At 72.2% G+C, this 16,224-nt stretch carries 18 protein-coding genes; 4 read left to right on the top strand and 14 right to left on the bottom strand.

The window, feature by feature from the left end; translation table 11 throughout:
• Positions 1 to 65 precede the first annotated feature (65 nt).
• A complete protein-coding gene (locus QRN89_RS25015; protein WP_290351614.1) occupies positions 66 to 464 on the top strand; it encodes a winged helix-turn-helix transcriptional regulator in 399 nt (132 codons plus the stop codon).
• On the opposite strand, the gene mutM is transcribed toward QRN89_RS25015, so the two are convergent.
• The 9 genes from mutM to QRN89_RS24970 all read right to left on the bottom strand — a co-directional run bounded on the left by mutM (position 416) and on the right by QRN89_RS24970 (position 9,690).
• Complete coding sequence (gene mutM, locus QRN89_RS25010) at positions 416 to 1,294, bottom strand: bifunctional DNA-formamidopyrimidine glycosylase/DNA-(apurinic or apyrimidinic site) lyase (RefSeq protein WP_290351613.1); 879 nt, start codon at positions 1,292 to 1,294, stop codon at positions 416 to 418. The two genes, QRN89_RS25015 and mutM, sit on opposite strands and share 49 nt — an antisense overlap.
• A 190-nt stretch (positions 1,295 to 1,484) precedes the next feature.
• Positions 1,485 to 2,282, bottom strand: a complete 798-nt coding sequence (gene rnc, locus QRN89_RS25005; protein ID WP_290351612.1) for a ribonuclease III — start codon at positions 2,280 to 2,282, stop codon at positions 1,485 to 1,487.
• Positions 2,283 to 2,301: 19 nt separating this feature from the next.
• Positions 2,302 to 2,475 (bottom strand): 50S ribosomal protein L32, encoded by a 174-nt coding sequence (rpmF, locus tag QRN89_RS25000; protein WP_026165248.1) that lies wholly within the window; start codon positions 2,473 to 2,475, stop codon positions 2,302 to 2,304.
• A gap of 2 nt (positions 2,476 to 2,477) precedes the next feature.
• Positions 2,478 to 3,185, bottom strand: coding sequence for a YceD family protein (locus QRN89_RS24995; protein ID WP_290351611.1), 708 nt, complete (start codon positions 3,183 to 3,185; stop codon positions 2,478 to 2,480).
• A gap of 74 nt (positions 3,186 to 3,259) precedes the next feature.
• Positions 3,260 to 4,348: a cell division initiation protein gene (locus QRN89_RS24990; RefSeq protein WP_290353853.1), complete on the bottom strand. Its 1,089-nt coding sequence runs from the start codon at positions 4,346 to 4,348 to the stop codon at positions 3,260 to 3,262.
• Between the two features lie 132 nt (positions 4,349 to 4,480).
• Positions 4,481 to 4,990, bottom strand: a complete 510-nt coding sequence (gene coaD, locus QRN89_RS24985) for a pantetheine-phosphate adenylyltransferase (protein ID WP_290351610.1) — start codon at positions 4,988 to 4,990, stop codon at positions 4,481 to 4,483.
• Positions 4,987 to 5,571, bottom strand: coding sequence for a 16S rRNA (guanine(966)-N(2))-methyltransferase RsmD (gene rsmD / locus QRN89_RS24980; RefSeq protein WP_290351609.1), 585 nt, complete (start codon positions 5,569 to 5,571; stop codon positions 4,987 to 4,989). Before rsmD ends, coaD begins: the two co-directional genes overlap by 4 nt.
• A 165-nt stretch (positions 5,572 to 5,736) precedes the next feature.
• The gene (gene recG / locus QRN89_RS24975) at positions 5,737 to 7,932 is read right to left on the bottom strand and encodes an ATP-dependent DNA helicase RecG (protein ID WP_290351608.1); all 2,196 of its coding nucleotides are present in this window, start codon (positions 7,930 to 7,932) and stop codon (positions 5,737 to 5,739) included.
• Positions 7,933 to 8,097: 165 nt separating this feature from the next.
• Complete coding sequence (locus QRN89_RS24970; protein ID WP_290351607.1) at positions 8,098 to 9,690, bottom strand: DAK2 domain-containing protein; 1,593 nt, start codon at positions 9,688 to 9,690, stop codon at positions 8,098 to 8,100.
• Between the two features lie 269 nt (positions 9,691 to 9,959).
• Here QRN89_RS24970 and rpmB point away from each other — a divergent pair, with 269 nt between their 5' ends.
• Positions 9,960 to 10,145, top strand: coding sequence for a 50S ribosomal protein L28 (gene rpmB, locus QRN89_RS24965; RefSeq protein ID WP_003957616.1), 186 nt, complete (start codon positions 9,960 to 9,962; stop codon positions 10,143 to 10,145).
• 160 nt (positions 10,146 to 10,305) lie between these two features.
• Here the strand turns inward: rpmB and thiD are convergent, their stop codons facing one another.
• Both thiD and QRN89_RS24955 read right to left on the bottom strand, forming a co-directional pair.
• Positions 10,306 to 11,112 (bottom strand): bifunctional hydroxymethylpyrimidine kinase/phosphomethylpyrimidine kinase, encoded by an 807-nt coding sequence (gene thiD / locus QRN89_RS24960; RefSeq protein WP_290351606.1) that lies wholly within the window; start codon positions 11,110 to 11,112, stop codon positions 10,306 to 10,308.
• Positions 11,109 to 12,071: a thiamine-phosphate kinase gene (locus QRN89_RS24955; protein WP_290351605.1), complete on the bottom strand. Its 963-nt coding sequence runs from the start codon at positions 12,069 to 12,071 to the stop codon at positions 11,109 to 11,111. Before QRN89_RS24955 ends, thiD begins: the two co-directional genes overlap by 4 nt.
• 242 nt (positions 12,072 to 12,313) lie before the next feature.
• Here QRN89_RS24955 and QRN89_RS24950 point away from each other — a divergent pair, with 242 nt between their 5' ends.
• The gene (locus tag QRN89_RS24950; RefSeq protein WP_017947604.1) at positions 12,314 to 12,547 is read left to right on the top strand and encodes an Lrp/AsnC family transcriptional regulator; all 234 of its coding nucleotides are present in this window, start codon (positions 12,314 to 12,316) and stop codon (positions 12,545 to 12,547) included.
• A gap of 23 nt (positions 12,548 to 12,570) precedes the next feature.
• Positions 12,571 to 13,044: a DUF3515 domain-containing protein gene (locus QRN89_RS24945; protein ID WP_290353852.1), complete on the top strand. Its 474-nt coding sequence runs from the start codon at positions 12,571 to 12,573 to the stop codon at positions 13,042 to 13,044.
• Between the two features lie 74 nt (positions 13,045 to 13,118).
• Here QRN89_RS24945 and QRN89_RS24940 read toward each other — a convergent pair whose 3' ends face one another.
• The 3 genes from QRN89_RS24940 to QRN89_RS24930 form a co-directional block, all read right to left on the bottom strand.
• Positions 13,119 to 14,291 (bottom strand): D-alanine--D-alanine ligase family protein, encoded by a 1,173-nt coding sequence (locus QRN89_RS24940; protein WP_290351604.1) that lies wholly within the window; start codon positions 14,289 to 14,291, stop codon positions 13,119 to 13,121.
• Positions 14,292 to 14,376: 85 nt separating this feature from the next.
• Entirely contained in the window at positions 14,377 to 15,414 is a 1,038-nt protein-coding gene (locus QRN89_RS24935; RefSeq protein WP_290351603.1) for an NAD(P)H-dependent glycerol-3-phosphate dehydrogenase, read from the bottom strand.
• On the bottom strand, positions 15,411 to 16,163 hold the full coding sequence (locus QRN89_RS24930) for a lysophospholipid acyltransferase family protein (protein ID WP_290351602.1): 753 nt from the start codon (positions 16,161 to 16,163) through the stop codon (positions 15,411 to 15,413). Before QRN89_RS24930 ends, QRN89_RS24935 begins: the two co-directional genes overlap by 4 nt.
• Between the last annotated feature and the right edge of the window lie 61 nt (positions 16,164 to 16,224).

The raw sequence follows: 16,224 nt of genomic DNA, 5'->3' as shown, positions 1-16,224 counted from the left end.
CCTCCTGCTTTCCGGAGCACAGTGCTCCCTGTGGGTGAGCGCTTCCCGGGCGTAGGGTGTCGCGCATGGACGACGCCATCGCCTTCGACGTGTTCGACCGGCAGTGCCCGTCGCGCGGCACGCTGGAGCATGTGACCGGGCGCTGGGGCAGCCTGACGCTGGGCGCGCTGTACGAGAGCGGTTCCCGCTTCAACGAGCTGCGGCGGCGCGTCGACGGGGTCAGCGAGAAGATGCTCTCCCAGACGCTGCACGCGCTGGAGCGGGACGGGCTCGTCCACCGTGACGCGCAGCCCACCAACCCGCCGCGGGTCGACTACGAACTCACCCCGCTCGGGAGGGAGATCGCCGAGCGGCTGCTCGGTCTGATCGGTCTCGTGGAGGAGCGGATGCCGCAGGTGCTGGCCGCGCGCGGACGTTACGACGCGACGCGCGGCAGCGAGCGGACCGGCCGCGGCGGGCGCTGACAGCGCGGGCAGAAGTAGCTGGAGCGGTTCATCCAGGGGCGGCGGCGCATCGCCGTACCGCAGCGGCGGCAGGGCTCGTCCTCGCGCCCGTACGCGTCGAGGGACCGGTCGAAGTACCCCGACTCGCCGTTCACGTTGACGTAGAGGCTGTCGAAGCTGGTGCCGCCGACGGCGAGGGCGGCGTTCATCACGTCCCGTACATGGCCGAGGAGTTCGGCGGACCGGGGGCGGGTCAGACCGGCCGTGGGGCGGTCGTAGTGGAGCCTGGCGCGCCACAGGGCCTCGTCGGCGTAGATGTTGCCGACACCGCTGATCAGGGACTGGTCGAGCAGGGCGCGCTTGACCGTCGTCCGGCGCAGCCGGAGTGCCGTGTGGAAGGCCGCGTCGTCGAACTCGGGGTCGAGGGGGTCCCGGGCGATGTGCGCGATGGCGTCCGGCAGCCCGTCCGGGGTGGTGTCGTGGAGCGACAGACCGCCGAAGGTGCGCTGGTCGACGAAGCGGAGTTCGGTTCCGAGGTCGTCGTCGAAGCGGATCCGGATCCGGAGGTGCTTCTCGTCCTCCGCCGCCTCCGGCTGGACGAGAAGCTGCCCGCTCATGCCGAGGTGTCCGAGGACGGCGCTGCCGTCGTCCAGTGGCAGCCAGAGGTACTTCCCGCGCCGCCGGGCGGTGCCGATCCGGTGCCCCCGGAGCCTCGCCCCGAAGTCGTCCCCGCCGCCGAGGTGCCGGCGCACGGCCCGCGGGTGCAGGACCTCCACACCGCTCACGGTCCGCCCGGAGACCCACTGCTCGAGTCCCCGCCGCACGACTTCCACCTCGGGCAACTCGGGCACGTATCTCCTCCGGAACTGGACCGACTCGACGCCCGCAGCGTACCTCCGTGCCGCCTCGGAGCGGGCTGCGGGCCCGTTCCCCGCCGGCAGCGGGCGGACGGCCGACGACCAGGTGGGAAGACGGCCGGCAGGGTGCGGGAAGGAAAGGACCCCGCCGCGCGGGGCGCGGCGGGGTCCGGAAGCGAACCGGTCAGGCGGTGGCGCGGGGTGAAGGGGTGTCGGCGACCCCTTCGGTCTCCGCGGCCTCGGCGGCTTCGGCGGCCTTCGCCGCCGCCGCGCGCTCGTCGGCCGCGGCGCGGATCGCGCGCCACGCGGACTCCGCCGCCTGCTGCTCCGCTTCCTTCTTGCTGCGGCCGGTGCCGGTGCCGTACGAGACACCACCGACGCGGGCGGCAGCAGTGAAGGTCTTCTCGTGGTCCGGACCCGTCTCGGAGACCAGGTACTCGGGCACTCCGAGCCCCTCGGCCGCCGTGAGCTCCTGGAGACTGGTCTTCCAGTCCAGGCCGGCACCGAGGTTCGAGGACTTCTCGATCAGCGGGTCGAAGAGCCGGTGCACCAGCTCGGACGCCGCGTCGAGGCCCTGGTCGAGATAGACCGCGCCGATCACCGCTTCCAGGGTGTCGGCGAGGATGGACGCCTTGTCCCGTCCGCCCGTGCCCTCTTCGCCCCGGCCGAGGCGAATGAAGGACCCGAGATCGAGACCACGGCCGACCTCCGCCAGCGCACGCGAATTGACCACCGCGGCCCGCAGCTTGGCCAGCTGGCCCTCGGGCAGGTCGGGGTGGGTGCGGTACAGCGTGTCCGTGACCACCAGGCCGAGCACGGAGTCCCCGAGGAACTCCAGCCGCTCGTTGGTGGGCAGACCGCCGTTCTCGTACGCGTACGAACGGTGGGTCAGCGCGCGCACCAGAAGGGCGGACTCGAGCTGATAGCCGAGCCGCCCTTCCAGAAGCGTGTGGGACGAGGCCGAAGTGATGCTTTCAGACATCGTGCCTCTCACCAGCCGCTCAGACCTCGAGGACCTGGCGCTTGTTGTAGGTGCCGCAGCTCGGGCACGCGATGTGCTGCTGCTTCGGCTCCTGGCAACGCTCACACGAAACCAGGGTGGGGACCGCAGCCTTCCACTGCGACCGGCGGTGGCGCGTGTTGCTGCGCGACATCTTCCGCTTCGGAACAGCCACGGCTACTTCTCCTGCTTCTCGTCGACGCGTGCTGATCGAGGCGCGTCGCCGCTCTTCTTGTCCTTCTCACCGGTTCCGAGTGAATCGGCGAGTCCCTGCAGTGCCGCCCAACGGATGTCGACGGCGTCGTGGTGGTGGTCCGGTTCGGCGTTCAGGTCGGCCCCGCATTCGGAGCACAGTCCCGCACAGTCCTCCCGGCACACCGGCTGCATCGGCAGTGCGAGCACCACCGCGTCCCGCAGCACGGGCTCGAGGTCGAACAGTCCGTCCTCGATGAAGATCACGTCCTCGCCCTCGGCGTCGTCGCCGGGCTCCGGCTCCTTGGCACGGCCCCGGTCGTCGGCGTCGGGGTACGAGAACATCTCCTGGAAGTCCGCCACGACCTCATGGCGCAGCGGCTCCAGACACCTTACGCACTCCCCCTCGGCCGTGGCACGGGCGGTGCCTGTGACGAGCACCCCTTCCATGACGGACTCGAGGCGGAGCTCCAGCTCCACCGGCGCGCCCTCGGGCACCCCGATGACCCCTTCGACACCGAAGACCGCCGGCGCGGCGGGCGCCGCAACGGTACGGGAGAGCTTCTGGAGCGCACCGGGCCGCCGACCCAGCTCGTGCGTGTCGAACACGAGGGGGTTGCGGTGGTCGAGGCGGGCGTTCAGGGCACTTCCTGCTTTCGGATCGAGTGTGGGGGCCGCGATTCGGCGCAGCATCGTTCCACGCTCGCGCGACCGAAGAGCCAGGATACTGGACCGTTCGCTCCAGGCCCAATCCGGTCCGTACCGGATCAGCGGCCCTGCTCGTAGCGCCGCAGCTGATCCATGTCGATCATGCCGGTGTCGAAGAAGCTCGTCTCGTCCAGCGACGCGGGCTGGACGTGGCCCTGAGGGGCTTGCTGCGGATGCTCCGGCTGCTGCTGGGTCCCGTAGCTCCCGGCGTACGGGTCCTGGCCGTACCCCTGGGCGTACGCGGGGTCGTAGCCCTGCTGCTGTCCGTAGCCCCCGGCGTACGGGTCCTGCTGGTACGCGTACATGTCCTGCGGCTGGGCCTGGGCCGCCGCGGGCTGGTAGCCGTACGGGTCGGCCTGCGCCGGGATCTGCGGCTGCGGGGTCTGCGGCTGCTGAACCTGCGGCCGCGGGTCCGCCAGCTCCGCGAGCCCGGCGAGATAGTCGGCGTCGCTGGTGTGCTGCGCGGTGCCGGCGGCTTCCTGCGCGGCCATGTGCGCGCCGAGTTCGTCCGTCGCGATCCGTCCGTGCAGCTTCTGGCGGCCCCTGCCGACGGCCTCCAGCGTCTTGGAGAGCACCGCCTCGAAGGCGCTCAGCTTGGCGTCCACGTAGTCGTCCGCGCGCTGGATCAGGGTCTGCGGGTCCGCGCTGTACTCGGGGGCGTCGTCGTCGGCGGGGTCGACGTACCCCTGGTCGCCCTGGTGGTGGCCGCGGCCGAGCAGCTTCTCGCGGCCCCGGTCGACGGAGCCGATGGTCTTGTTCAGGACCACCTCGAAGTTGGCGAGCTTGGAGTCGACGTAGTCGTCGGCCTCGGCGCGGATCTCCTCGGCCTCCCGGCGGGCATCGGCGAGGATCCGGTCGGCCTCCTCCTGGGACTGCCGGGCGATGTGGGTGCCGGAGACCAGGGAGCCGCGCTCGGAGTGGGCGGCCTGGATGATCCGCTCGGCCTCCTGGCGGGCCTGCTCGACCATCTGCTCCCGGTCGCCGATCAGCTCCTGGGCCTGGGCGAGCGAGCCGGGCAGCGCCTCCCGCACCTCTTCGAGCATGGCGAGCAGCTCGGCGCGGTTGACCACGCAGGAGGCCGACATGGGCATGGACCGGGCGCTCCCGACCGCCTCGACGATCTCGTCGAGCTTCTTCTGCACGTCCACCGTGTGCTCGCCACTCTCTACAGTCACTACAGCCGTTTTTGAGCCGGACGCAACGACTGTACGGCCAGTCGGCGCCGGTCCGACACCGGATGACGGCACGTCAGGACGCGGCCCTCCGTGCCGTCCGCCGCGTCACTTCCCGGGAAGTCGTTCGGTCAGCGCCGCGAGGACGGCCGGCGGCACCAGGTGCGAGACGTCCCCGCCCCAGGCCGCGACTTCCTTGACCAGCGAGGACGAGAGGAAGCTGTAGGTCGGGCTGGTGGGCACGAAGAGCGTCTCGACGCCCGACAGGCCGTTGTTCATCTGGGCCATCTGCAGCTCGTAGTCGAAGTCGCTGACCGCACGCAGGCCCTTGACGATGGCGGGGATGTCCCGCTCCTTGCAGTAGTCGACGAGCAGGCCGTGGTAGGCCTCGACCTCGACGTTGCCGTACTCGGCGGTGACCTCGCGGATCAGTTCGATCCGCTCGTCGACCGTGAACAGTCCCTGCTTGGACTGGTTGATCATCACCACGACGTGCACGACGTCGTACAGCTTGGAGGCGCGGGCGATGATGTCGAGGTGTCCATTGGTGATGGGGTCGAACGACCCCGGACAGACGGCGCGGCGCAACTGAAGTCCCTCGCTCTCCGGTCCGGTCATGGTGCGTCTTCGCACGTAGAGGCGGCGCGACCGTACCAAAGCGTCCCCTCGCCGTAGCGACGGGCCCGCAGCGGCTCGATCCCCTCGGGCCAGGCGAACTCTCCGCCCCTCGTGCTGCGCTCAACGGTGACGAGGGCGTCCTCCGCGAGCCAGCCCTCCGAGCGGAGTGTGAGGAGAATCTCGCGAAGATCGTCGTCCGTGACGGCGTACGGCGGGTCGAGGAACACGACGTCGTAGGGGTCCGCCGGCGGGGGCCCCTGGACGATCTGCTCGGCCCGGCCGGTGCGGACCTCGGCCCCGGGCAGGGCCAGGGTCCGGACGTTCTCCCGGACCGTGCGGGCGGCGCGGGTGTCGGCCTCGACGAGCAGGGCGTGGGACGCGCCGCGGGACAGCGCCTCCAGGCCCACGGCGCCCGAGCCCGCGTACAGATCCGCCACGCGCACTCCCACGAGGGTGCCGAGCAGCGACTCCCAGGTGGAGAACAGGCCTTCGCGCGCCCGGTCGGAGGTGGGGCGGGTGCCGTTGCCCGGCGGCACGGCCAGGCGGCGTCCGCCGGCCGCACCGGCGATCACGCGGGTCATCTGGGTCCTTCGCGGAAGACGGGGCTCGATCGGCTCGATCGGCTCTGGTCGGGGCGATCGGACCGATCCGGTCACCTCCACGATATGGGCTCCGCGGGACCGCGGAGCCCGCCCGTCCCGGACCCGGCGGGGAGACGGCGCGGCCGGGCGGGGGGCCCGTCCCGCTCAGCCCTTGTCCAGGTACTGCTCGCGGTCCTTGTCCAGCAGCGCGTCCAGCGCCGTCCGCAGCTCCGGGAGTCCCTCCAGGTCCGGGTCGGCGGTGACGACGGACACCGCCTCGTCGCGGGCCGCGGCGATGATCTCCTCGTCCTCGATGACCGCGAGGACCCGCAGCGAGGAGCGCACCCCGGACTGGGCCTGGCCCAGCACGTCGCCCTCGCGGCGCTGTTCGAGGTCGATCCGGGAGAGCTCGAAGCCGTCCAGGGTGGCGGCGACCGCGGCGAGCCGGCCGCGCGCCGGGCTCGCCTCGGGCATCTCCGTGACGAGCAGGCAGAGCCCGGGGGCCGAGCCGCGGCCGACGCGGCCGCGCAGCTGGTGGAGCTGGGAGACGCCGAAGCGGTCGGCGTCCATGATCACCATGGCGGTGGCGTTCGGCACGTTCACCCCGACCTCGATCACGGTCGTGGCGACGAGCACGTCCACCTCGCCCGCGGCGAAGCGGCGCATCACGTCGTCCTTGTCGTCCGGCGCCATGCGGCCGTGCAGCACCTCCACGCGCAGGCCCTTGAGCGGACCGGCCGTCAGCTGCCCGGCCACGTCCAGCACGGCCAGCGGCGGCCGCTTCTCGGCCTCGTCCTCCGGCGACGTCCGCCGCGCCCCGGCCGGCTGGGCGGCCTGGTCGAGGTCGTCGCCGATCCGCGGACAGACGACGTACGCCTGGTGGCCGCCCTCGACCTCCTCCCGCACCCGCTCCCAGGCGCGTGCCAGGAAGTGCGGCTTGTCCGCGGCGGGGACCACGTGCGACGCGATCGGCGAACGCCCCGCCGGCAGCTGGTCCAGCACGGACGTCTCCAGGTCGCCGAACACCGTCATCGCGACCGTGCGGGGGATCGGAGTGGCGGTCATGACCAGCAGGTGCGGCGGCTGCTTGCCCTTGCCGCGCAGGGCGTCGCGCTGCTCGACGCCGAAACGGTGCTGCTCGTCCACGACGACCAGGCCCAGGTCGTGGAACTGCACCTTGTCCTCGATCAGTGCGTGGGTGCCGATGACGATGCCCGCCTCGCCGGTGACCAGGTCGAGCAGGGCCTGCCGGCGGGCGGCGGCGCCCATGGAGCCGGTGAGCAGCACGACCTTGGTGGCCCGCTCGGCGCCGCCGAGCATCCCGCCCTCGGCGAGGTCTCCCATCATCTCGACGACCGACCGGTGGTGCTGCTGGGCGAGGACCTCGGTGGGCGCGAGCAACGCCGCCTGCCCTCCCGCGTCGACGACGGTGAGCATCGCGCGCAGGGCGACCATGGTCTTCCCGCTGCCCACTTCGCCCTGGAGCAGCCGGTGCATGGGGTGCTCGGTGGCCAGATCGCCGAAGATCTCTGCGGAGACCTTCCGCTGGCCCTCGGTGAGGGTGAACGGCAGCCGCGCGTCGAAGGCGTCCAGCAGCCCGTCCGGCACCGGTCGGCGGGCGACGGCGGGGAGCTGCGCGTCCGCGTACCGCCGCCGGGCGAGGGCGACTTGGAGAACGAAGGCCTCGTCCCACTTGAGGCGCTGCCTCGCGTCCTCGACGTCGGCCTTGGTCTGCGGACGGTGGATCTTGAGCAGGGCCTGCGGGAGGGGGACGAAACCGCGGCCCTCGCGCAGTGCGGCCGGGAGCGGGTCCACGGCCTCCGTCGCGTGCGGCAGGACGGCGTCGACGGCCTTGGCGATCTTCCAGGACTCCAGGCCCTTGCAGGCCGGGTAGATCGGGATGAGCTTTCCGGCGAAGGCGCTGACCGCCCCCTCGCCGCTGTCGGCGTCGAGCCGTTCGTACGTGGGATGGGCGAGCTGCAGCTTGCGGTTGAACATCGAGACCTTGCCCGCGAACATGGCCCGGGTGCCGGGCAGCAGGTCCTTGTGGGGCCGGTGGATGCCGCGCCCGAAGAACACGAGCTGCAGCCGTCCGCTGCCGTCGGTGATCGTGACCTCGAGCCGCCGGCCGCGTCCTCCGTTGAACGTGAGCACGCGGGCGTCGGCGACCTGGGCGACCACGGTGACGTGTTCGTCCAGCGGGAGCTCGGCGAGCCGGGTCAGCTGTCCGCGCTCCTCGTACCTGCGCGGGTAGTGGTGCAGCAGATCACCGACGGTACGCAGGTCGAGGTTCTCGGCCATGACCTTGGCGGTCGCGGGGCCGAGCGTCTTGGTCAGCGGTTCGTCCAGCACGCGGTCCATTGCACACCACCGCGCCGACAACCGTCGTGTGCCCGCGGGAACGGCGCGTATCTCCCCGTGCGCGGGGACGTCGTGCACGGGGACGTCGTGGGCGAGTACCGCGGCCGTCCCGGAGGGGAGCCGGACCTCACGGGCCGTTCGCCGCCACCGTCCGCGCCGGGGCGGTCACTCCACGCCGACGAGGAGCGGTGCGCCCGCGCCCCCGTGGTAGATCACCGTGTCCACCGCCAGGTATCCCGCCCGCACGTGCGCCTCCAGCCGGTCGCCCAGCTCCGGCGGGGCGTCCTCGGGGAGGACCAGGGTGACGAGTTCACCGCCCGCCGACAGCATGCGGTCCAGAACCGTTTCGGCGGTGGTGGCGAGATCCGCGCCGATCACCGCCACATCGCCCTCGATGAGCCCCAGCACGTCCCCTGCCTGGCAGACACCGGCGGATGTGAAGGACTGCCGTTCGGCGACGGCCAGTTCGCCGTAGCGCGTCGCGCCCGCCGCCGAGGTCATGGCGACGACGTCCTCGTCGAAGCGGCGGTCGGGCTCGTGGACGGCGAGCGCGGCGATGCCCTGGACCGCCGAGCGGGTCGGGATGAGGGCGACGCGGACGCCCTCGGTGCGGGCCTGTTCTGCCGCCGCGGCCGCGGTGTGCCGCAGTTCGGCGTCGTTCGGGAGGAGCACGACCTCACGGGCGTGCGCCCGCCGGATCGCGTCGACGAGTTCACCGCTGGCGGGCGGTTCACCCGGGCGTGCGAGCACCGTGGTCGCGCCTGCCTCCGAGCACAGCCCGGCCAGCCCCTCCCCCGGCACCACGGCGACGACGGCCCGCTGGACCCGCTCGCGCGGTCCGGGATGCTCGGCCGCCGCGAAGTGGGTGATCCGGATCCGGTACGGCCGGCCCGCCTCCACTCCGGCCTCCACGGCGGCGCCCGCGTCGTCGACGTGCACATGGACGTTCCACAGACCGTCCCCGCCGACCACGACCAGCGAGTCACCGAGCGCGTCGAGCCGGGACCGCAGCCGCGCCACGGCGGTGTCGTCGGCCTCCAGGAGGTAGATCACCTCGAAGGCCGGGCCTCCGTCGGCGCACGGTTCGGCGGCCGTCGTCACGGCAGGATGGGGCCGTACGGCGGGTCGCACCGACGCCTCCCCCGTCACCGCCTCGGCCAGGGCGCCCAGCACCGCCACCAGGCCCTGTCCGCCGGCGTCCACGACTCCCGCCCGGCTCAGCACGTCGAGTTGCCCCGGAGTCTCCTCGAGAGCCCGGCGCGCGCCCGCGTAGGCGGCGGCGACGGCCGCCGCGTCGTCGCCGGGCGCCGTGCCGAACGCGGCCTGCGCGGCGGCGGAGGCGACGCTCAGGATCGTGCCCTCCACGGGGTGCGCCACCGCCTCGCGGGCCGACTCCGCGGCCCGCCGGAGCGCCCTGGCGGCCCCGCCGCCCCCCTCCCCGAGCACCTCGGCCATGCCCCGCAGCAACTGCGCCAGGATCGTCCCCGAGTTGCCCCTCGCCCCGATCAGCGCCCCGTGGGCCATGGCCCGCACGGTGTCGGCGAGCGCGGGGGCGGCCGAGCCGGTCTCGTACGCCGCGAACACCGCCTCCACGGCGGTGGCCGCCGACTCGACGGTCAGATAGAGGTTGGTGCCGGTGTCACCGTCCGCGACCGGATAGACGTTGATCGCGTCGATCTCCTCGCGCTCCCGGCCCAACGCGTCCAGAGCGAGTGAGCACCAGGTGCGGACCGCCAGGGCATCGAGGGGCTGGGGCAACGAGGTCCTCCTTCGGCGGTCCCTCCACACCGCGGGGGCGGACGTGGGCGGGGAGGCTGGGCTGCACCGCAGGGTAGACCCGGGCAGGGCCCGGGGCCGGGTCGGGGGCGTGGGCGACCGTGGTAGTTTCGTTCTACGGGCGCAGCCGTTGTATGCTGCTCCGGTTGCCCGATGAAAATCGGGCCATTCCCCCGGCAAGCCACTTCAGACCACTGATTCCGGCACGCCGGATTTCACTGTAAGTGCATCTGAAGTCTTTGGAGTGACCCGTGGCTGCCAACTGCGACGTCTGCGGCAAGGGGCCGGGCTTCGGCAACAACATCTCCCACTCGCACCGCCGTACGTCCCGTCGCTGGAACCCGAACATCCAGCGCGTGCGTGCCGTGGTCGGTCGGACGCCGAAGCGGCTCAACGTCTGCACCTCGTGCATCAAGGCCGGCAAGGTCTCGCGCTAAGTGATGCTCCCCGCGTTCGTGCGGGGATGATCCCGCCGACGCTTTGTCGTAGCGCAGCCCTTCGGTTGCCTTGAAAGCCGGTCCACCTCTGGTGGGCCGGCTTTCGCCGTTCACGGCGCAGTCCGCGGGCCGACAGGTCGCCCCGCCGGCCCGGGCGTCATCAGCGGTCCGGCCGGTGCCGTTCCCAGGCGTGGTCGACGGGCCCGATCCCGCCGCCGAGCGCGAAGCCCGCGGCGATCGCCCCCGTCACGTAGACCTTGGCGGCCGAGACGGCCTCCGGGACGTCCCGCCCCTTGGCGAGTTCCGCCGCGACGGCCGAGGCGAGGGTGCAGCCCGTGCCGTGCGTGTGCCGGTTGTCGTGCCGCGGGGCGCGCAGCCAGTGCGTCGCCGTGCCGTCGGTGAGCAGGTCCACCGCGTCCCCGGCGAGATGACCGCCCTTGATCAGCGCCCAGCGCGGCCCGAGCGCGAGCAGCGCGTCCGCGGCACGGCGCAGGTCGGTCTCGCTCTCCACGCGTACGCCGGTGAGCTGGACCACCTCGTCGAGGTTGGGGGTCGCGACCGTGGCCGTCGGCAGGAGCCTCGTACGGACGGACTCCAGCGCGGAGGCGGCGAGCAGGGAGTCGCCGTGCTTGGAGACGCCGACCGGGTCGACGACCACGGGGGCCTCCGTGCCGGACAGCAGATCCGCGACGGCCTCGACGAGTTCGGCCGAGGCGAGCATCCCGGTCTTGACGGCCTGGACGCCGATGTCGTCGACGACGCTCCGGTACTGGGCCCGCACCGCCTCGACCGGCAGTTCCCAGGCTCCCTGCACACCGAGGGAGTTCTGCGCGGTGACGGCCGTGACGACGCTCATCCCGTGCACGCCGAGGGCGAGCATGGTCTTGAGATCCGCCTGGATGCCGGCGCCGCCGCCGGAGTCGGACCCGGCGACGGTGAGCACCCGCGGCGGCGCCTGCCGCGTCACGCGCCCTCCCCGAAGTGGTCCCAGCCGCCCTTGCTCGTCCAGGGTGCCCCGTCGACGGTCACCTGGGGCAGCGCCGACGGGTTGAGCACCTCGCCGATCACCTTCCAGCGGGCGGGCAGCTTCGCGTCCGGCGGGAAGGTGGCGACGATCGCGTGGTCCTCGCCGCCGCTGAGCACCCACTGGAGGGGGTCGACGCCGACGGCCTGGCCGATGTCGTTCATCTGCGAGGGGATGTCGATGAGTCCGGACCGCAGGTCGATGCGGACCTTGCTGGCCTCGGCGATGTGACCGAGGTCGGCGACGAGGCCGTCGCTGACGTCGGTCATCGCGGTGGCGCCGAGTCCCGCGGCCGCCGGTCCCGCGTGGTACGGCGGTTCGGGACGCCGGTGCGCCTCGACGAACGCGCGCGGCGAGCGGAACCCGCGGGAGAGGACCGCATGTCCGGCCGCGGACCAGCCCAACCAGCCCGTGTACGCGACGACATCGCCGGGCTGCGCCCCGGCCCTGGTGACCGGGTCGTGGTTGCGCAGATCGCCGAGGGCGGTGATCGCGAGGGTGATCGTGTCGCCGCGGACGACGTCGCCGCCGACGACCGCCGCTCCGGCGACCTGGCACTCGTCGCGGATGCCGTCCATCAGCTCGGTGGCCCAGGTGACCGGGAGATCGGCGGGGACGACGAGGCCGAGCAGCAGCGCGGTCGGCACGGCACCCATGGCGGCGATGTCGGCGAGGTTCTGCGCGGCCGCCTTGCGGCCGACGTCGTAGGCGGTGGACCAGTCGCGCCGGAAGTGCCGTCCCTCCAGCAGGAGGTCGGTGCTGGCCACGACCCTGCGGTCGGGTGCGGCCACGACCGCGGCGTCGTCGCCGGGTCCGAGGCGGACCGCGGGAGTGGAGGTGAGCCTGGAGGTGAGCTCCCTGATGAGCCCGAACTCCCCCAGCTCGCCCACAGTGCCCTTCATCTCGTCATGCCCTTCGTCGCAGCGGTGCCGCCGGACGGCCCGGCCCACCTGTTCTTCGTGCGGTCGCGAGCCGTCACCGCTGTGGGTACCGTCGAGTAGGCCCCGTCGGCCGTCAACTTCTGTGCCCGGTACGCCACGCTGCGCACGCCCCGGAACGCGCGGGTCTCCCCGCGGCCCGCGGCGACGCGATACCGTGGCGTCCCTTCTCCCCACATGATCCTCGTGGCCGCCCTGGAGGTTCCGTGGTACAGGCGTACATCCTCATTCAGACCGAGGTGGGCAAGGCGTCGACGGTCGCCGACACCATCTCCAAGATCCCGGGAGTGATCCAGGCCGAGGACGTGACGGGTCCCTACGACGTGATCGTGCGCGCCCAGGCCGACACCGTCGACGAGCTGGGCCGCATGGTGGTCGCCAAGGTCCAGCAAGTGGACGGCATCACCCGTACGCTCACCTGCCCCGTCGTGCACCTCTAGCCCCCGTCTACGCTTGGCCGGTGATGACTCACCGCCGGCTTCCGTTCCTGCCCCTCGCCGCCGCGCTGCTGGCCGCCGCGGGCTGCTCCTCCACGGACGCCCCGCAGTCGAGCACGGTTCCCGCTCCCCCCGCCGAGGAGAAGGCCCTGTGCCTGGCGCTGCACGAGGCGCTGCCGGAGTCGGTGGCCGGTGAGAGCCGCCGGGACCCCGAGCCCCGTTCCGAGCTGACCGCCGGGTGGGGGGACGCCGCGATCGTACTGCGCTGCGGAGTCCCCCGCCCCGCGGGGCTGCAGAGCGAGAAGGCGGACGGCGTGGAGGTGAACGGCGTGGACTGGTACTCCGAGGAACTGGAGGACGGCGCCCGGTTCACCACCACGTACCGCAGGACGTACGTCGAGGTGACGCTGTCGGACCGGTTCACGGACATGGGGCCGCTGACGGATCTGGCGGGACCGGTCGCCAGGACCGTCCCGCCGCGCTTCACACAGACCCCGTAGGTCCCCGGAACCAGGATCCCCGGGCTCCCCGCTCCCGGCGCGGTGCGCGAGGAGCGGGGAGGCCGGGGGCGGGCTCAGCGCAGGCCGGTGGAGCGGCGCAGTGCCGCCTGGATCAGACGGTCGACGAGCTCCGCGTAGTCGACCCCGGACTCCTGCCACATGCGCGGGTACATCGAGATGGGCGTGAAGCCCGGCATGGTGTTGATCTCGTTGATCACGAACTCGCCCGCCTCGGTGAGGAAGAAGTCCGCGCGGACCAGCCCCTCGCAGGACGCGGCCTCGAACGCCTCGACGGCGAGCCGCTGCACCTCGGCGGTCTCCTCGTCGGTGAGCGGCGCGGGCACGAGTCCGGTGGCCGAGTCGATGTACTTGGCCTCGAAGTCGTAGAAGTCGTGCGAGGACACGGGCGGGATCTCGGCCGGCACGCTGGCACGGGGGCCGTCCTCGAACTCCAGCACACCGCACTCGATCTCGCGGCCGCGCAGCAGCGCCTCCACGATGATCTTCGGGTCGTGCCGCTGTGCCTCCTCGACGGCCTCGTCCAGTCCCGCGAGGTCGTCGACCTTGGTGATGCCGATCGAGGAACCGGCGCGGGCCGGCTTCACGAACAGCGGCCAGCCGTGCTCGCCGGCGAAGTCGATGATCTTCTTGCGGGCGGCGGACGGATCCTGCTCCCACTCACGGGGCCTGACCACCGTGTACGGGCCGACCGGCAGGCCGAAGGAGACGAAGACCCGCTTCATGTACTCCTTGTCCTGGCCGACGGCCGAGGCGAGGACGCCGGCTCCCACGTACGGGACGCCGGCCAGTTCGAGCAGGCCCTGGAGCGTGCCGTCCTCGCCGTACGGGCCGTGCAGCATGGGGAAGACGACGTCGACCTCGCCGAGCGCCTTGGGCACGGAGCCCGGCTCGCTGTAGACGACCTCGCGGTTGGCCGGGTCGACGGAGAGGACGACGCCGCCCTCTGCCGATTCGGCGAGGTCGGCCACGGACGGCAGCCGCCGGTCCGCGATGGCCATCCGGTCGGGCTCGTCGGCCGTCAGCGCCCAGCGGCCGTCCGCCGTGATGCCGATGGGCAGGACGTCGTACTTGGTGCGGTCGATGGCACGCAGTACGGCGCCGGCCGTCACGACGGAGATCGCGTGCTCGGAGCTTCGGCCGCCGAAGACGACCGCGACGCGCGGCTTGCGGAGCGCCTCACCGCTGGTGGGGGCAAGGCCGGTGCTCTGGGACTGGTTCTCGCTCATATCGCGACGAGCGTACCCTGCGCCTCCGCCGGGTCGAAGGGGCGCGCGGCCACCGAACGGAAGACTGCCCTCCGGTCGCCGGCCGTCAGTGGCGCTCGGGCTTGGCGCTGCGCGACATCAGTTCCTTGAGCGCCACGACCGGCGGCTTGCCCTCGTGGACGATCGAGACGACGGTCTCGGTGATGGGCATGTCGACACCGTGCCGGCGGGCCAGATCCAGGACGGACTCGCAGGACTTGACGCCCTCGGCCGTCTGCTTGGTCGCGGCGATGGTCTCCTGGAGCGTCATCCCGCGGCCGAGGTTGGTGCCGAAGGTGTGGTTCCGGGAGAGCGGGGACGAGCAGGTGGCCACGAGGTCGCCGAGGCCGGCGAGGCCCGAGAACGTCATCGGGTCGGCGCCCATGGCGAGTCCGAGGCGGGTCGTCTCGGCGAGTCCCCGGGTGATGAGGGTGGCCTTGGAGTTGTCGCCCAGGCCCATGCCGTCCGCGATGCCGACGGCCAGGCCGATCACGTTCTTCACCGCGCCGCCGAGTTCGCAGCCGACGACGTCGGTGTTGGTGTAGGCGCGGAAGTACGGGGTCATGCAGGCGGACTGGAGACGCCGGGCGACCTCCTCGTCGGCGCACGCCACGACCGCGGCCGCAGGCTGGCGGTCGGCGATCTCCTTGGCCAGGTTGGGCCCGGTGAGGACGGCGACCCTCCCCCGGACCTCGTCAGGGGCGCCGCCGGCGGGCGCCTTGGCGACGACCTCCTCGATGACCTCGCTCATCCGCTTGGCGGTGCCGAGTTCGACGCCCTTCATCAGGGAGACGAGCACGGTGTCGGGGGCCAGCAGCGGCGCCCATTCCGTGAGGTTGGCACGCAGGGTCTGGGAGGGGACGACGAGGACGGTGAAGTCGGCGTCGCGGGCGGCCTCGGCGGGGTCGGTGGTGGCCCGGACCGCCTCGGGGAGCCGGACTCCCGGCAGGTAGTCGGGGTTGGTGCGGGTGCCGTTGATGGCGTCCACGAGCCCGGCGCGGCGGCCCCACATGGTCACCTCGCAGCCGGCGTCGGCGAGGACCATGGAGAACGCCGTGCCCCAGGAGCCGGTGCCGAAGACGGCTGCCTTGACGGAACGAGTCACTTGGTCCCCTCCCCGGCGGCCTTGCGCCGCTGTTCGGCCCGCGCGTGGCGGTGGTCGTACGGCTCGGCGGGCGCCTTCTCGCCGCGGATCTCCTCCAGCTGGGCGGTGATCGCGGCCATGATGACCTCGGTGGCCTCGCGCAGGACGTCGGGGGTGGGCTCCTTGCCGTGGAACCGGTCGAGGTCCACGGGCGGCCCCGCCTGCACGATCAGGGTCTTCCGGGGGAACAGCCGCAGCTTGTTCTCCTTGGCGTACGGCGGCATCGCCAGGTTGGCGCCCCACTGGGCCACCGGAATGACCGGGGCCTTGGTGAGGAGCGCGACGCGCGCGGCGCCGGTCTTGCCGGCCATCGGCCACATCTCGGGGTCCCGGGTCAGCGTGCCCTCGGGGTAGAACGCGACGCACTCGCCGCGCTCGATGGCGTCGACGGCGGCGCGGAACGCGTCGAGGGCGTTCGTCGTCTCCCGGTAGACGGGGATCTGGCCGGTGCCGCGCAGCATCGTGCCCACGAAGGAGCCCTTGAAGAGACCGGCCTTTGCCAGGAAGCGCGGGACCCGTCCGGTGTTGTACTGGTAGTGCGCGTAGGAGAGCGGATCCAGGTAGGAGTTGTGATTCACCGCGGTGATGAATCCTCCGTCGACCGGAATGTGCTCCATTCCCCGCCAGTCCCGCTTGAACAGAACCACCAGCGGCGGTTTCGCGATGACCGCAGCAAGGCGGTACCAGAAGCCGATTCTGCGGCGGGACACTCGGACACCTTCCTCTTTGGACCTGACTGCTGCCCGGCTGGTGCCCGGCTGCTGGGGGTCA

The organism is Streptomyces sp. HUAS CB01 (assembly GCF_030406905.1).
In the GTDB taxonomy this organism is placed as follows: domain Bacteria; phylum Actinomycetota; class Actinomycetes; order Streptomycetales; family Streptomycetaceae; genus Streptomyces; species Streptomyces chengbuensis.
This window is presented reverse-complemented; position numbering and strand designations above follow the sequence as displayed.

Coding starts and splice junctions, on each gene's coding strand:
- coaD (WP_290351610.1), bottom strand. CDS start 4,990: ATGACCGGACCGGAGAGCGAGGGACTTCAGTTGCGCCGCGCCGTCTGT.
- QRN89_RS24945 (WP_290353852.1), top strand. CDS start 12,571: ATGACTCACCGCCGGCTTCCGTTCCTGCCCCTCGCCGCCGCGCTGCTG.
- QRN89_RS24995 (WP_290351611.1), bottom strand. CDS start 3,185: ATGCTGCGCCGAATCGCGGCCCCCACACTCGATCCGAAAGCAGGAAGT.
- QRN89_RS25015 (WP_290351614.1), top strand. CDS start 66: ATGGACGACGCCATCGCCTTCGACGTGTTCGACCGGCAGTGCCCGTCG.
- QRN89_RS24940 (WP_290351604.1), bottom strand. CDS start 14,291: ATGAGCGAGAACCAGTCCCAGAGCACCGGCCTTGCCCCCACCAGCGGT.
- QRN89_RS24955 (WP_290351605.1), bottom strand. CDS start 12,071: ATGAAGGGCACTGTGGGCGAGCTGGGGGAGTTCGGGCTCATCAGGGAG.
- rsmD (WP_290351609.1), bottom strand. CDS start 5,571: ATGACCCGCGTGATCGCCGGTGCGGCCGGCGGACGCCGCCTGGCCGTG.
- recG (WP_290351608.1), bottom strand. CDS start 7,932: ATGGACCGCGTGCTGGACGAACCGCTGACCAAGACGCTCGGCCCCGCG.
- rnc (WP_290351612.1), bottom strand. CDS start 2,282: ATGTCTGAAAGCATCACTTCGGCCTCGTCCCACACGCTTCTGGAAGGG.